Annotated in this window: 16 protein-coding genes; 14 read left to right on the top strand and 2 right to left on the bottom strand. The window is 64.2% G+C overall.

Features of this window, described 5'->3' with window-relative positions:
• Positions 1–118: 118 nt before the first annotated feature.
• The gene (pepT, locus tag HCZ87_RS02905; protein ID WP_167642275.1) at positions 119–1,381 is read left to right on the top strand and encodes a peptidase T; all 1,263 of its coding nucleotides are present in this window, start codon (positions 119–121) and stop codon (positions 1,379–1,381) included.
• A 71-nt stretch (positions 1,382–1,452) separates the two neighbouring features.
• Positions 1,453–1,998 (top strand): DUF4177 domain-containing protein, encoded by a 546-nt coding sequence (locus HCZ87_RS02900; RefSeq protein ID WP_167642274.1) that lies wholly within the window; start codon positions 1,453–1,455, stop codon positions 1,996–1,998.
• Between the two features lie 41 nt (positions 1,999–2,039).
• Here HCZ87_RS02900 and HCZ87_RS02895 read toward each other — a convergent pair whose 3' ends face one another.
• Positions 2,040–2,294, bottom strand: a complete 255-nt coding sequence (locus tag HCZ87_RS02895; protein WP_167642273.1) for a BolA family transcriptional regulator — start codon at positions 2,292–2,294, stop codon at positions 2,040–2,042.
• A gap of 128 nt (positions 2,295–2,422) precedes the next feature.
• On the opposite strand from HCZ87_RS02895, the gene HCZ87_RS02890 reads away from it, so the two are divergent.
• From HCZ87_RS02890 to HCZ87_RS02875, 4 genes are all read left to right on the top strand, one after another.
• Positions 2,423–3,049: a J domain-containing protein gene (locus HCZ87_RS02890; RefSeq protein ID WP_167642272.1), complete on the top strand. Its 627-nt coding sequence runs from the start codon at positions 2,423–2,425 to the stop codon at positions 3,047–3,049.
• A gap of 303 nt (positions 3,050–3,352) precedes the next feature.
• A complete protein-coding gene (locus HCZ87_RS02885; RefSeq protein ID WP_217701935.1) occupies positions 3,353–4,210 on the top strand; it encodes a peptidoglycan-binding protein in 858 nt (285 codons plus the stop codon).
• Positions 4,211–4,308: 98 nt separating this feature from the next.
• Positions 4,309–4,611: a hypothetical protein gene (locus HCZ87_RS02880; RefSeq protein WP_167642270.1), complete on the top strand. Its 303-nt coding sequence runs from the start codon at positions 4,309–4,311 to the stop codon at positions 4,609–4,611.
• Between the two features lie 169 nt (positions 4,612–4,780).
• Entirely contained in the window at positions 4,781–5,380 is a 600-nt protein-coding gene (locus HCZ87_RS02875; protein ID WP_167642269.1) for an isoprenylcysteine carboxylmethyltransferase family protein, read from the top strand.
• A 31-nt stretch (positions 5,381–5,411) separates the two neighbouring features.
• On the opposite strand, the gene HCZ87_RS02870 is transcribed toward HCZ87_RS02875, so the two are convergent.
• Positions 5,412–6,113 (bottom strand): TetR/AcrR family transcriptional regulator, encoded by a 702-nt coding sequence (locus HCZ87_RS02870; protein ID WP_167642268.1) that lies wholly within the window; start codon positions 6,111–6,113, stop codon positions 5,412–5,414.
• 247 nt (positions 6,114–6,360) lie between these two features.
• On the opposite strand from HCZ87_RS02870, the gene HCZ87_RS02865 reads away from it, so the two are divergent.
• From HCZ87_RS02865 to cobS, 8 genes are all read left to right on the top strand, one after another.
• On the top strand, positions 6,361–7,653 hold the full coding sequence (locus tag HCZ87_RS02865; RefSeq protein ID WP_217701934.1) for an ABC transporter substrate-binding protein: 1,293 nt from the start codon (positions 6,361–6,363) through the stop codon (positions 7,651–7,653).
• Positions 7,653–8,402 (top strand): ABC transporter ATP-binding protein, encoded by a 750-nt coding sequence (locus HCZ87_RS02860; RefSeq protein WP_167642267.1) that lies wholly within the window; start codon positions 7,653–7,655, stop codon positions 8,400–8,402. Before HCZ87_RS02865 ends, HCZ87_RS02860 begins: the two co-directional genes overlap by 1 nt.
• Entirely contained in the window at positions 8,380–9,090 is a 711-nt protein-coding gene (locus tag HCZ87_RS02855) for an ABC transporter ATP-binding protein (RefSeq protein WP_167642266.1), read from the top strand. Before HCZ87_RS02860 ends, HCZ87_RS02855 begins: the two co-directional genes overlap by 23 nt.
• On the top strand, positions 9,090–9,947 hold the full coding sequence (locus HCZ87_RS02850; RefSeq protein ID WP_217701933.1) for a branched-chain amino acid ABC transporter permease: 858 nt from the start codon (positions 9,090–9,092) through the stop codon (positions 9,945–9,947). Before HCZ87_RS02855 ends, HCZ87_RS02850 begins: the two co-directional genes overlap by 1 nt.
• A complete protein-coding gene (locus HCZ87_RS02845) occupies positions 9,944–10,906 on the top strand; it encodes a branched-chain amino acid ABC transporter permease (RefSeq protein ID WP_167642264.1) in 963 nt (320 codons plus the stop codon). The genes HCZ87_RS02850 and HCZ87_RS02845 overlap by 4 nt, the downstream gene beginning before the upstream one ends.
• Positions 10,907–10,908: 2 nt before the next feature.
• Positions 10,909–12,372 (top strand): amidase, encoded by a 1,464-nt coding sequence (locus HCZ87_RS02840; RefSeq protein ID WP_167642263.1) that lies wholly within the window; start codon positions 10,909–10,911, stop codon positions 12,370–12,372.
• Between the two features lie 143 nt (positions 12,373–12,515).
• The gene (locus HCZ87_RS02835) at positions 12,516–13,607 is read left to right on the top strand and encodes an autotransporter domain-containing protein (protein WP_167642262.1); all 1,092 of its coding nucleotides are present in this window, start codon (positions 12,516–12,518) and stop codon (positions 13,605–13,607) included.
• 303 nt (positions 13,608–13,910) lie between these two features.
• On the top strand, positions 13,911–14,893 hold a 983-nt coding region (gene cobS, locus HCZ87_RS02830; RefSeq protein WP_167642261.1), incomplete at its 3' end, for a cobaltochelatase subunit CobS.

The raw sequence follows: 14,893 nt of genomic DNA, 5'->3' as shown, positions 1-14,893 counted from the left end.
CTGCCCAAATCCGCACCATCCAATGCGACCACACTGCCCCGGCGCGCGCCACACGGCAAGGGCGCTTGACCTCCCCGCGCTGCTCCGCAATCTTGCCATCAACAGCAGGAGCTTATTGATGACAACGCCTTTCACGGATGCCCTAGAAACCCGCCTCACCCGCTACGCCGCCATCGACAGCCAGAGCGATGAAAACTCGCCGACCTCGCCCAGCACCACATGCCAGCTCGACATGCTGAACCTGTTGCGCGACGAGCTGACCGCGATGGGCGCGCAGGATGTCACCCTCACCGACTATGGCGTTGTTCTGGCGACCATTCCCGGCACCACGGAGGCTCCCACCGTGGGCTTCCTCGCCCATGTGGACACCGCGCCGCAGTTCAACGCCACCGGCGTCAAGCCGCGCGTGATCAAGGGCTACAACGGCGGCGATATCACCTTTCCCGACGATCCCGAACTGGTGCTCTCGCCCAAAGATCACCCCTATCTGTCCACCAAGATCGGCCATGACCTGATCACCGCCTCCGGCACCACCCTTCTGGGCGCCGATGACAAGGCGGGCGTTGCGATCCTGATGACCATGGCCGAGCATCTCCTGCAAAACCCCGATGCCCCCCGCCCGCCGTTGCGGCTCGCCTTCACCCCGGACGAGGAAATCGGGCGCGGCGTGCAGCCCCAGCTGCAACAGGATCTCAAGGCCGATTTCGCCTATACGCTGGATGGCGGCGAGCTGGGCGAAATCGAATACGAGAGCTTCTCTGCTGATCGTGGCATCGTGAAGATCTCCGGCGTGTCGATCCACCCGGGCCTTGCCAAGGAGAAGATGGTCAACGCCATTCACCTGGCCGCCAAGATCATCCAGACCCTGCCGCAGGCCACCATGACGCCGGAAACCACCGACGACCGCGAAGGCTTCATCCACGCCACCGATATGATCGGCGGCTCCTCCGAGATGGAGATCCGCTTCATCCTGCGCGATTTCGAGATGGAGGGGCTGGAAGCCAAGGGCGCGCTTCTGCGCAGCGTCTGCGACACCGTGGCCGCAACGGAGCCGCGCGCCGTGATCACCTGCGAGATCAGCCACCAGTATCGCAACATGCGCTATTGGCTGGAAAAGGACATGACCCCGGTGGAGCTGGCCAATGACGCCTGCCGTGATCTCGGGATCGAGCCGCTCTCGGTGCCGATCCGGGGTGGCACCGATGGCTCCCGGCTGACCGAATTCGGCACGCCGACGCCGAATCTCTTCACCGGCATGCAGTGCATTCACGGCCCGTTGGAGTGGATCTCGGTGCAGGACATGGCGCTTGCCACGCAGATGTGCCTGAACCTGACGGCCCGCGCGGCTGGGCAAATCCCCGCCACCGCCAGCGAGGACTGAGGGCGATCCGCTCTTTCTCAGCGCGGCACAACATTGTATGAGGGCCGCCTAGGATCACACAGGACGCAGTGATGCAAAGCTACGAATATAAAGTTGTGCCCGCCCCCAACCGAGGCAAGAAGGCGCGCGGCGTGAAAACGCCCGAAGCGCGCTTTGCCAATGGCATCGAGGCGGTGCTGAACGAGATGGCCGCCCAGGGCTGGGAATTCCAGCGCGCCGAGATGCTGCCCTCCGAGGAACGCTCCGGCCTCACGGGCACCAAGACCAGCTGGCGCAACCTTCTGGTGTTTCGCCGCCCCCTTGCCAACGCTGGCCACACAGAGCCAACCCCTGCCGCCGCGGCCGCGCCAGACGCGGCCACAAGCGCAACCGTCGAAGCCGCGGCCCCGGTGCAGGCAAAACCGGAAACGCCCAGCATCGCAGCGCGGCACGCGCCGGAACCGGCACCGCTGACCGCCACCGCAGGCGACCCCGAAGCGCCGCCGGATGCCATACAGGTCCCCGGCGCCGGGGCCCGCCGCATGGTCTCTGACGACGGGGTCGAGGAGCTGAGCCCGGTCTCCGGCGTCACCGCCGCGCTCAAGGCACGCGCCAGCCGCGGCAAGAGCGACGACTAGATCAGGCCGAACGCAGGGCCAGCGCGGCCCTGCGAAAGCGCCTAGGCGCCGATATCCAGCGCCAGCGCGTGAATGCGTGGCACGATATCGCCCAGCGCCTTGTGCACCGCCCGATGTTGCGCCACCCGCGACAGCCCGTCAAAGGCGTCGGCCCGGATCCTCACGTTGAAATGGCTCTCGCCCCGGCCATCGTGCCCGGCATGGCCGCGATGGCTGTCACTGTCGTCCACCACCTGCAAGTCTCTCGGCGCAAAGGCCGCCTGCAAGGCCCTCTCGATCTCGTCTCTTACGCTCATATCTACGTCGCTCCGCCTGTTGTCCGCTCGTTGTCCATAAAACTGCGCCCGCCCCCCTTTTATCTCTCGACCGTTAGACTAAACTGCTGCCTCCGAGTCGAACAGATGCGTCTAGAAGGTGCTCCCCCATGACCAAGTCCGATCCCTTTGGTTTCGATATGTCCGTCCGCTCCGCGAAGAAGAAAAATCCGCGTGGGCGGCGCAGCGTCTCCGGGGCCTCAGAGACCTCCGTGCGCGTCTGCGATCACGAGGGTTGCAACGAGCCCGGTAAATTCCGCGCCCCCAAGGCACCGGATGTTCTGGATGATTTCTTCTGGTTTTGCCAGGAGCATGTGCGCGAATACAACCAAAAGTGGAACTTCTTTGAAGGCACCACCGAGGCCGAACTGAACGCGCAGGCCTCCAAGGACAAGGTCTGGGAACGCCAGACCAAACCGATGACCGACCCCGAGGCCCGCGCCTGGGCGCGTCTGGGCATCGAGGATCCGCATCAGGTGCTGGGCCAGAACGCCACCCGCAACCCGGGCAAGAGCGGCCAGCAGTCCGGCCGTCGCCTGCCGCCCACCGAGCGCCGCGCGCTGGAGATCCTGGAGGCCCGCGACGACTGGACCAAGGCCGAGATTCGCAAAGCCTACAAAAAGCTCATCAAGGTGCTGCACCCGGATATGAATGGCGGCGACCGCAGCCAGGAAGAACAGCTGCAAGAGGTCATGTGGGCCTGGGATCAAGTCAAGGACAGCCGCAGCTTCAAGTAAGCGCACCCGCGCCAGATCTCGCCGCCCAACCCTATGGTTCGGGCGGCTTTTTCTTGCCCGCCAGCCCGCTGCCGCGTCTCGGCCCCCAGGGAACCGCCGCGCGCGGACCTGCGGGCCTGGCGCAAGAGTGCTGCGCCTGACTTGAAAAAATCATCACAATCTGCCATGCTTGATCATGACCGGGTATTATTATTACTCCACCCGGCCGTTGTTTTCTCTGCGCGCGTCGTCCGGTTTCCGGGTCTGTTTCGCAACGACTTTCGCGCATCACATGTTTTTATTCATCGTCTAGGGATCACTCCAGTGGCAGTACTGAAGCAGGGGTCGAAGGGCAAAGACGTCGAGCGCCTTCAGGCCGATCTGAACAAAGCAAATGCAAAACCCAAACTGGCCGTCGATGGTATTTTCGGCCCGCTGACCGAAGCTGCCGTGCGGGACTTCCAGAAACGCCACCCGCCACTCAAGGTGGACGGGCTGGCCGGGCCAAACACCCTCGCCGCGCTCAAGGCGGCCCTCAGCGGCCCCGCAAAACCCGCCAAGATGGATTACACCCGCAAGACCAAGCGCATGGATTTTGAGCTCACCGGCGCCAACCAGAAGATCTGGGTGCGGCAATATTGGCATTACATCTTCAAGACCAAGGGCGCGGTGAAGAAATGGACTTCCAAGGAACAGAAGGATTTCCACAAGGAAACCGAAAAGATCATTCGCAAGGCCTGGGGCGGAAAATTCGTGCTGGCGGTCTCCGGCACCTCGGACTTCGCCAAATATTTCAAGGATAAGACCTTCACCGTTTTCTTTGACGTCGATCCCCGCAAGAAGGGCAAGCACTGGACGGTTTTCGCCCTCAAGATCCCCAAGGGCGGCTCAAATACCTCCAAGGTGAACTGGAGCAAGCAGGAAATCACCCTGGACACCGAAGACCTGCAACCCGAGGACAAGGGCGCCGGTGGCGGGGTCAAGATGGATGTGGCGGCGCATGAATTCGGCCATGCCATCGGCCAGCCCGATGAATACAAGGCCTCCAATGCCTTTCACGCGCATAAGAAATCCATCATGAACCTCGGCAATCAGGTCAAGAAACGCCACGCAAAACACCTCGTGGACGAATTGAACAAGATGATCCCGGACACGACATTTTCAGTAAAGAGCGTGAAGTGAGCCGGATCGCCCCCTCCCTCTTGGCCGCTGTGCTGGCGGCTGCATTCGCCTCTGCGGCCACAGGGTGCGCCCCGGGGAACTCAAAAGGAGACACCACTATGGAAAGCAGCAGCCAGGGTTCGGAGTTGCTTGGCAAATCCTTTGCTGACGTGCGCCAGAAATTGGGCGCACCGACAGCCGAAGACCAGTTCAGCCTCGGCCCGGTGGTGCCGGAATTCCGGGTCGAGCTGACCAATCTGTTTGACGATGCCCGCAGGCAGGACGATCCGCCGGACATTCGCGAGGCCACCTGGGCGCTCTCCTCCGAGGAAAACCTGACAGTGTGGTTCGCCCAGTCAAACGGCGCAGAGGACTGGAACGCGATCCATTCCATGTCCTGGGCACCGGGCGATCAATTCTGATCGTCTGACGCAACCGCCGGAACGGCCCCGCAGGCGGGCCGCTCTGCACCGGTGCAACCGCAACAGCCGTGTTCCTGTTACATTGACTTGCTAGGCGAAAACCGCGCCGGGTCCGGCCCGGCCGCGCAGATTTGTGCCATGCCTTTCAAAATAGGGATCCGACGCCGCCATGTACGACCTCATCCTGACCTTCCATGATATTGCCCTGATTGTCGCAGCCCTTGCCGCCCTTGCACTGGCCGGACATCTCAGCCTCAGCCTCAAGCGCCCCGATCTTGGTCTCTGGCCCGCCGCCGAGGGCTGGCGTCACCATCTGGCCTTTGGGCTGTTTCGCCTCTTCTGCGGCGCCACCGTGGTGTTTGCCGTCGCCGAGATCGGCGTCAACGGCTGGGGGCATCCGCTGCGCTATGTGGTGGGGCTGCCGGTGATGGTGGTGGCCTTCGGGATCACCCTCTGGGGCTACAAGTTCCTCGGGCTCGACAATACCTATTGCGAAAGCGACGGGCTGGTCACCAGTGGCATGTATGAATATTCCCGCAACCCGCAATATGTGACCTCCGTGCTGGCCACCGTCGGTCTGGGCATCACCACCGGGTCCTGGATCACCGTGGCGCTCGCAGGGGTGCTGTTTGCGCTCTATTTCCTGTTTGTGCTGAACGAGGAACGCTGGCTGCTCAAGGGCTATGGGCAGTCCTTTGCCGACTATATGCGCTCCACCCCGCGTTTCGTGGATGAACGCAGCCTGGAACGCCTGCGCTCCGCGCTTTAACCCCCGCGTCTGGATCCCTGTTCGGGCCGGCCTATTGGTCGGCCCCTTCGGCCGGGTCCGGATCCGCCAGCCCGCCACTACCGGCACCAAAGACCAGCTCCGAGATCACGCTGCGGTCCGGCGGGTTGCAAAGCAGCGGCGCGATCCCGACAAAGGCCAGCTCTTTAACCCCCATCAGGGTCAGCCGGTCGTTCACGGCAGGGTCAAACCCCAGCCCCCGCGCGGTATAGGACGCCAGCCCATGCGGCGCGAGGATAAGATAGCCAGCGATCCGCCCCGGATCCCCGGGAATGAGGATCCCCGCCTCCTGGCAGCGTTCGATGGCCGAAAACAGCGCGCCCAGCGTTTCGGAATTGAACCGTTTCCGGCTCCCGACATCACAGTCGGCATGGTGAAAGCTGTCAAACAACAACGAGAAGAACCCGGCATTCTCGCGCGCAAACCGCACATAGGCGGTGCAGAGCGCCTGCAATTGCTCCAGTGGCGTATCCGGGGCCTCGGCCTGTTCTGCCAGCTGATAGGTGCGCATCCGGTCGATTCCCTGGTCCATCAACCGATTGAGCAGCTCCGATTTATCCTTGAAATGCCGATAGACCGACGGATGTGTCACCCCGACGATACGGGCCAGCTCGCGCAGTGAAAAATGTGGCCCGTTGCGCTCCTCCATCAGATCCAACGCCGCCCGGGTCAACGCCTTGGCCAGGTCGTTGTGATGATAACTATTGGTTTTCATTTTTCTTTTTCGCGGCGGGAGCTGCCACCTCCTGTCTGGGCGCGCCCCGTCATGAGCCGCCTGATTGCCCCAGATCTATGCAATGTCGCAGCCTCAGGCAACCAGTCAGATCAACGCAGTTGCGCCCCGTGCTCTAAAAATTGTTGACCGCTCAAACGTTAGTGTGGATAGCTGTTACCAGCGGTAACATTAGAGTTCGACAGGAACCAGCACCCCGGTGCAGCTGCCGCATGTAGGGAGAAAGATCATGACCAATAACGATACCCGCCGGGGCCTGTCCCGTCGGACGGCTCTTCAATATGGTGCCGCGGCCGCCGCGAGCACGATGTTTGCCCCCAACCTTGTCCGCGCCGCCGGATCCACCATCAAGATCGGTTATATTGGATCCTTGTCCGGCATCCGCGCCGCCTTTGGCGAGACCGAGGACTGGACCCTTGCGCGCATCAAACAGCATCTCGCCAATGGGCTCAGCCACAATGGCAAGACCTATCAGGTCGAGCTGGTGATCCGTGACAACCAATCGGACGTAAACCGCTCTGCCACCGTGGCGCAGGAACTGGTGCTGCGGGAACGCTGCAATCTGATCCTGGTGCAGGACGGCGCCGGAGCGCTTGCAGTGGGCGAGCTGGCCGATGCCCGCCGGGTGCCGACGATTTCCACCATGGTGCCCTGGCAGGGCTGGATGTTCCCGCGCGGCGGCAATCCGGTCGAAGGCTTCCCCTATACGTTCCACTTCTTCTCCGGCACCGACACGGTTCTGGCGAATTTCGTGCAGATGTTTGACATGCTCGACACCAATAAGACGGTCGGCACGCTCTATCTGGACAACCCCGGCGGGCAAGGCTTGATGCATCCCGAGATGGGTCTGCCGGGCGCGCTGAAGGCTGGCGGCTATCGTGAAGTTACCGCCGGTAAGTTCCAGGAAGCGACCAATGATTTCTCCAGCGCCATCGCCCAGTTCCGCGATGCAGATACCGATATCCTGTCGGGGTTCATGTATCCCAACCACTTCATCCCGTTCTGGAACCAGGTGGCGCAGGCGGGGCTGTCCCCCAAGGCCGGCGCCATTGCGGCGGCCTTCCTGTTCCCCGGCCCGCTTGCCGCGCTCGGGGCCAGCGCCAACGGGCTGAGCACCGAGGTCTGGTGGACCCCGCGCTTTCCCTTTGGCTCTTCGATCACCGGTCAATCCGCCGCGCAGCTCGCCGCCGACTGGGAGAGCGAAACCGGCCGGCAATGGACCCAGCCGCTGGGCTATGGCCATGCGCTGTGGGAGGTCGGTCTGGCGGCGATCGCCAATTGCGCCGATCCCTTGGACCCCGACTCCCTGCGCGATGGCATCGCCAGCCTGAACACCGAAACCGTGATCGGCCCGGTGAACTTCGCCCAGAGCCCGATCAAGAGCGTGGCGACGACGGGCATCGTCGGTGGCCAATGGCGCGCCCTCGGCGGCGCCTACCCGCTGGAGCTGCAAGTGGTGCATAACGCCGGCATGCCAGCTGTACCGCTGGACGGCGAAATGATCCCGATGGGTGCCGCCTGATGGGCGCGACTGAACCGGTCTTGCTGCGGGTTCAGGGCGCGACCAAGACATTCGGATCCATCCAGGCCGTCGACATGGTCGATCTGGAGCTGCGCATCGGCGAGAGCGTCGGATTGATCGGCCCCAATGGCGCGGGCAAGAGCACATTCTTGTCGCTCTTGTCCGGGGATCAGCAGGTCAGCGCCGGGCGGGTGAGCTTTGAGGGGCGCGATATTTCTCGCGTCCCGGCCCATGCGCGGGTGGTGGCAGGCATCGCGCGCGCCGCGCAGATCCCGCAGACCTTTGGCCGCCTCAGCCTGCGCGAAAACGTGCTGCTGCCATCGCTCTTTGGGGCCCGCCTGCCCCAGCGCGAAGCCGAGGACTGGTGCCGCGAGGTGCTCGCCATGGTGGGGCTGGACGCCCGCCCGGACGTGCCCGCCGGGGCGCTGGGGCTGCTGGACCGCAAGCGGCTGGAGCTGGCCAAGGCGGTCGCCGCCCGTCCGCGCCTGCTGCTGCTGGATGAAATCGCCGCCGGGCTGACCGAACCGGAGGTCGAAACCATCATGGCGCTGGTGCGCCGCCTGCAAGCGGGGCGCGCCATCGTCTGGGTGGAACATATCCCCGCCGCCCTGCGTGGCACCTGCGAACGACTGGTGGTGATGGACAAGGGCGCCAAGACCCATGACGGCCCATTTGCCGAGGTCTGGGCCGACCGCAGCCTTCAGGAAATCTATATGGGAGTGCCCGATGACGATATCTCTGCGCATTGACAGCCTCTCCGCCTGGCACGATCAGTTCCAGGCGCTGCGCGATGTGTCGCTGGCGCTGGAGCCGGGGCAGTCGCTGGCGCTTGTCGGCGCCAACGGGGCCGGGAAATCCACCCTCTTACGGCTGCTCTGTGGCCTGGTGCCCAATTGGCAGGGAGAGATCACCCTCGACGGCAAACCGCTGGCCCGGGGCAACCCGCGCGCCGCATCCTCCGCCGGTCTGGCGCTGGTGCCCGAGGGACGGCTGCTGTTTGACAGCCTCACCGTCGAAGAAAACCTGCTGGTCGGTCAGAGCGCGCGCAAGGGCCCCTGGGATCTTGCCACCGTCTATACGCTGTTTCCGGTGCTGGCAGAGCGACGCCTGCAACGCCCCTCCACCCTGTCGGGCGGACAACAGCAGATGCTCGCCATCGGTCGCGCTTTGAGCGCAAACCCCGACATTCTGCTCTGCGACGAAATTTCGCTCGGCCTGTCGCCGCTTGTGGTGGGCGAGGTCTATGCCGCGCTGGCGCAGGTGCGGGCGCAAGGCGTGTCGCTGGTGATCGTGGATCAGGACGTCAGCCGCGCCTGCGCCGCCGCCGATCAGGTGGTCTGCCTGCTGGAGGGGCGCGTGTCCCATCAAAGCGCCGCACAGGGCGTCACCGCGGCCGCGCTCAAGGCCGCCTATTTCGGAGTGGCAACAGAACAATGATGATGATCGAACTTCTGTTTCAGGGGCTCACCCTGGGTGGGCTCTACGGCATGATCGGCGTCGGGCTGGCGCTGAGCTTTGGCATCCTGCGGGTGGTCAACCTGGCCCAGGGCGAGCTGATCACCATCGGAGCCTTTCTGGCCGTCGGGATGATTTCACTGTTTCCCGCGCTGCCCTTGGCGCTGGTCTTGGCGGGCGCCTTTCTGGGCTGTGCCGCTCTCGGCGTCGCGATGCAGGCGCTGGCGGTGGAACGCGCCATGGCCTTTCGCGATCCGATGGTGGCGATGCTGGTGACCTTCGGTCTGGCGGTGATCCTGCGCAACGCGCTGGTGGAGAGCGTCGGCGCCAATCTGCGCGGTCTCGATATCGGTGGGCTGGGCCAGGCCCGGGTCACCTTTGGGGGGCTCTCTCTTGGCCTGCTGCCGCTGCTGACGCTGGGGATTGCGCTGCTGTCCTTTGGCGGGCTGGCGCTGTTGATCTTTCGCACCCGCTTTGGCCGCCAGGTGCGCGCGCTTTCGGACCGGCCCGAAATCGCCGAGCTGATGGGCATTCGTATCCGCCGCGTTCATGCGCAGGTGGCTGCCCTCTCGGCGGGGCTTGCGGCGCTGGCCGGGGTGCTCCTGGCGATGCGCGCCAGCGTCTCTCCCTTTTCCGGCGTGGCGCATCTGTTGATCGCCTTCGAGGTGGTGGTGCTGGGTGGCATCGGATCTATCCGCGGCGCGCTCGGGGCCGGGTTGTTGCTGGGCATGACCCAGGTGGTCAGCGCCCGTTTCGACGGCAATGCCGGGCTCCTTTACGTGCATCTCGTCTTTTTCGTCATCCTGGTGCTGCGCGCCATCTCGGGGAGGCTCTCATGATCCGTATCTCGGAACTGCTTGTGCTGGCAGCTGGGCTGATGGCTGCCATCCTCGGCGCCCTGTTCATAGACTCCGGTCTGCTGTTTTTGCTCTGTGAAGTGCTGGTGATCTTTCTGCTGGCGCAGATGTGGAACCTGCTTGCCGGCTTCTCCGGTCAGATGTCACTGGGTCATCAGGCCTTTGTCGGGCTCGGCGCCTATACGCTGTTTTACATCGCCAATCACACCGCGATCCCGCTGTGGCTGGTGCTGGCGCTGGTGCCCTGTCTGATCGGGCTGCTGGCGATCCCACTCGGGCTGGTGATGTTTCACCTCAAACAGGCCTATTTCGCCGTCGGCATGTGGGTCGTCGCCGAGATCCTGATGCAGCTCACCGCCAAGGCCCAGTGGCTGGGCGGCACCAGCGGCATGACCCTGCGCCCCGGCGGCACCATGCTGAGCGGCGAGCCGGAACGCCCCGCCTTTGCCATTGCCGCCTTTGGCGCAGTGGCGCTGGTGGTGGCGCTGCGTGTCTTCCTGCGGACCCGGCTGGGGCTGGCCACGCTGGCCCTGCGCGAAAACGAGGCCGCCGCCGCCAGTGCCGGGGTGGATGTCAAACGGCTGCATCTCATCCTGTTTTGCCTGACCGCAGCCGGCACCTCGGCGGCGGGGGGGCTGTATTACATCACCTCGCTGTACATCACGCCGCAGGACGCCTTCCAGATCAACTGGATGATCACCATGATGTTCGTCACCGTCATCGGCGGGCTCGGCACGCTGACCGGTCCGGCGCTTGGTACGATCATCCTGATCGGCGCCCGCGAGGCGATGACAGCGGCGGGCTATTCCGGTGGCCAATACTGGATCGTCATGGGGGCGGCTGCGGTGATCGTATTGCTGCTGGCGCCACGCGGCCTTTGGCCGGCGCTCGCCCCCCGCATCCGGGCCGCATTCACCACATCGACAAAGAGCAAGGCATAAACATGGACAGATCTGAGCCCCATTCCTGGACCGCTTCCGAGACCCTGACAGCACTGCGCGCTGGCGATATCAGCGCGGTGGAGCTGCTGGAACATCAACTGGCCCGCCAGGCCCGTCTGGACGGCGAGATCAACGCGGTGGTCGAGGTCAACCCCGAGGCCGCGCTGGAGGCCGCCCGCGCCGCCGATGCGCGCCGTGCCGCCGGCGCGGATGCCAGCTGCCCGCTCAATGGCCTGCCGATGACGATCAAGGATACCTATGAGGTCGAAGGTTTCCACGCCACCGCCGGCATTCCCGAACTGGCGCAATACCGCGCCCCGCGCGATGCCGCTGCGGTCGCCCTGCTGCGCAAGGCCGGGGCGGTGATCTATGGCAAGACCAATGTGCCCGTCGCCGCCTCCGACCACCAAAGCTACAACCCGATCTATGGGCTGACCCGCAACCCCTGGAACCCGCAGCGCACCGTGGGCGGCTCCTCCGGCGGCTCTGCGGCGGCGCTGGCGGCCGGGTTCACCGCGCTGGAACTGGGCAGCGATATCGGCGGCTCGATCCGCATCCCCTCGCATTATTGCGGCGTCTGGGGGCACAAGCCCAGCTATGGCATCGTGCCCGGCCAGGGTCATATTCCGCCGATGCCCGGCGCGCTGGCGCCCGCGCCGCTGGCGGTCTGTGGCCCGCTGGCGCGCTCCGCCGCGGATCTGGAACTGGCGCTGGATCTGCTCACCGCCGCACCGCAGGGCGCCTGGCAGCTCCAGCTGCCCGCGCCGCGCCACAAGAGCCTTTCGCAGTTCCGCGTGGCCGTTCTGACCGAGGGCTTCCCGGTCGATCCCGCCTATGCCGCCGCCCTTCAATCCTTTGGTCAGGCGCTGGCCCGTGAGGGCGCACAGGTGACCCAGCTCTCGGCCCCGCCCGCCCATATGGAGGGCAGCGCCGCGCTTTATATCGACATGCTCTTTGCGGTGATCGGCGGCGGCATGCCGGAGCCGGAGCTTCAGGCCTTTGACGCCGCCGCCGCCACCCATCCCGAGGGTAGCCTGGCGCGGCAGGTCGCGTCGGCAGTGCGCGCCAGCATGGCCGATTTCGCCGGTCTGGCCGAACGTCAGGCGCATCTGATCGCCGCTTGGGGAGACTGGTTCCGCGATTATGACGTGCTGCTCTGCCCGGTGGCCATGGGCACCGCCTTTGCGCATCAGATCGAGGATGGCCACGGCCCCGCCCCCCAGATGAACCGGGTGCTGGAGGTCGGCGGGCAGAGCCGCCCCTATATGGAAAACCTCTACTGGCCGGGGCTGGCGACGCTGGCGCATCTGCCCGCCACCGTGCGCCCGCTGCCGGAGCTGCTGAACGGTCTTCCCGCCGGGGTGCAGATCATCGGCCCCCTACAAGAAGACCGCACCCCATTGGCCTTTACCAAGCTTTGTGATGCCGCCTTTGGCGGTTTCCGGTCCCCGACCCTGCCCGACTGACCCCGGGCCAATAAAGTAAAATAACAAAATAAAAACAAAAAACTACCGCCCGCCTCGGGCGGTAGGCCGGCGGTGCTATGCCGCCCGTCCATGCGGACACCCAACAGAGATCCAACACAGACCCAACATGGAGGAGGGACACGATGAAACTCTCAACACCCCTGATGCTCGCCGCGCTGACCTGCGGCCTGACGGCCGGACAGGTTATGGCGCAGGACGGCCCGCCCCCGGGCGCGCCGCAACTGCCGCCGGGCGTGCTGGCGCAGATCAACCTCGGTCAGGCCGGATTGCTGGCCTCGTTCTATCGAAACGAGCAATGGGGCACCACCCAGGGCCGCATCGGCCTGTCCCGCAGCACCATCGCCGCCGCCACCGCCCCCTTTGGCCCCACCACCGGGTTCAAAGACGGCAGCACCGACACCGTTGCGATCCTCTCGGCGCTGAAAGGCCTGCCCGACGGCAAATCCTACCTCCGCTTCAGCGGCAACCTGGCCATGCCCAACGGACAGCCCAACCTGGTCGAACAAGATGCCACCAACCCCAGCGGTATGGTGCAATATATGACCTTTCCCAACCCGGACACGATGCTGAGCATCGGCGCCTTTGCCGAGCGTTTCGATGTGGAAACCGTCGGCTCCAGCACGGTGCTGCGCGATGGCTACGGGATCCGGGCCGATGTGCTGCATAAGTTCAGCCCCAGCTGGGGCATCGCCGCGCGGGCCGAATATTCCTGGGGCGAGAGCGACCTCAAGCTTCCCGCCATCGGCTATCAGCATGTGCAGGGCGATGATCGTTTCTATACCCAGATGGAGCTGGTCGGCACCTATGACAGCAGCCAGATCGCGGCGGTGCCCGAAGGCTGGCTCTTGCAGCCGGTGCTGGGTGCCAATTTCCAGCACAATTCCATCGAAGCCACCGTCGACAGCTTTGGCGCCACCTCCGCCGGCGTGAACGGCGACAGCGAAGAGTACGGCATGCTCTGGGCCAGCCTCGGGCTGCAACAAAAGGCCGCCCCCGGGCAATGGGCCTGGAATGCCTCGCTTGGCCTTGAGCATGAATACACCAACAGCCTGAATGCATTTGTGGACGAGCCCACCTATGTGGTCGGCTCGATCGGCGCGACCATGATGACCAAATCCGGCCATCAGTTCGTCCTGAGCTACACCCGCCATCAGGGCCTGAACGGCAACCGCTGGAACCAGACCTTGCTGGCCGGGTTCTACGCCTCCTTCTGAAGCACCTGGACGCAAGACATTACCCAGGCAAGACAGAACCAACGTATCGGGCGCTTTGCGGCGCCCGATCACGCTCTCGCTCGCCCGCCCAGCGGGATCCGGCGGCCCGCTGCCCGTTTTCCGGCAAAATGCCAGCATCGCCGCCGCACAACGTATCAACACGCGACTTTCCCTTGCCCTTCCCCGGAAGTTCAGGCACCAATCCCGCGATTACCGCTTGACGCGACCCGAGATTGACCGACGGGCCACCTGCCAGGTGCCACATCGCCCGCGCCCGAGACTGACAAGACAAGGACAACACCCATGACCGACGCCCTGCTGGATATGAACGCAAAACCGACCGAGACAATTTCGGTCCGCGACGTTTTTGGCATCGACACAGACATGACTGTGAAGGGCTTTGCCGAGGGCACCGACCGGGTTCCGGCGCTGGACCCGACCTATAAGTTCGACCCCGACACCACTTTGGCGATTCTCGCCGGCTTTGGCCACAATCGCCGCGTCATGATCCAGGGCTATCACGGCACCGGTAAATCCACCCACATCGAACAGGTCGCCGCGCGGCTGAACTGGCCCTCCGTGCGGGTGAACCTCGACAGCCACATCAGCCGGATTGACCTCATCGGCAAGGATGCGATCAAACTGCGCGACGGCAAACAGGTGACCGAGTTCCACGAAGGCATCCTGCCCTGGGCGCTGCGCAACCCGGTTGCGATCGTGTTTGACGAATATGATGCCGGTCGCGCCGATGTGATGTTCGTGATCCAGCGCGTGCTGGAACATGACGGCAAGCTGACGCTGCTGGACCAGAACGAAATCATCACCCCGAACCCGTTCTTCCGCCTCTTTGCCACCGCCAACACGGTTGGTCTCGGCGATACCACCGGGCTCTATCACGGCACCCAGCAGATCAACCAGGCCCAGATGGACCGCTGGTCGCTGGTGGCCACGCTGAACTACCTCAGCCATGACGCGGAAACCGCTATCGTCCTGTCCAAGGCGCCGCATTACAACACCGAAAAGGGGCGCAAGGATATCGCCCGCATGGTGACCGTCGCCGAGCTCACCCGCACCGCCTTCATGAACGGCGATCTCTCCACCGTGATGTCGCCCCGGACCGTGATCAACTGGGCCCAGAACGCCGAGATCTTCCGCGACATCGGCTATGCCTTCCGCCTCTCCTTCCTCAATAAATGTGACGAGCTGGAACGCCAGACCGTGGCCGAATTCTACCAGCGTTGCTTTGACGAGGAACTGCCGGAAAGCGCCGCAAACGTGAGCCTCGG

It is taken from the genome of Phaeobacter sp. HF9A (genome assembly GCF_011806385.1).
Taxonomy (GTDB): Bacteria; Pseudomonadota; Alphaproteobacteria; order Rhodobacterales; family Rhodobacteraceae; genus Epibacterium.
This window is presented reverse-complemented; position numbering and strand designations above follow the sequence as displayed.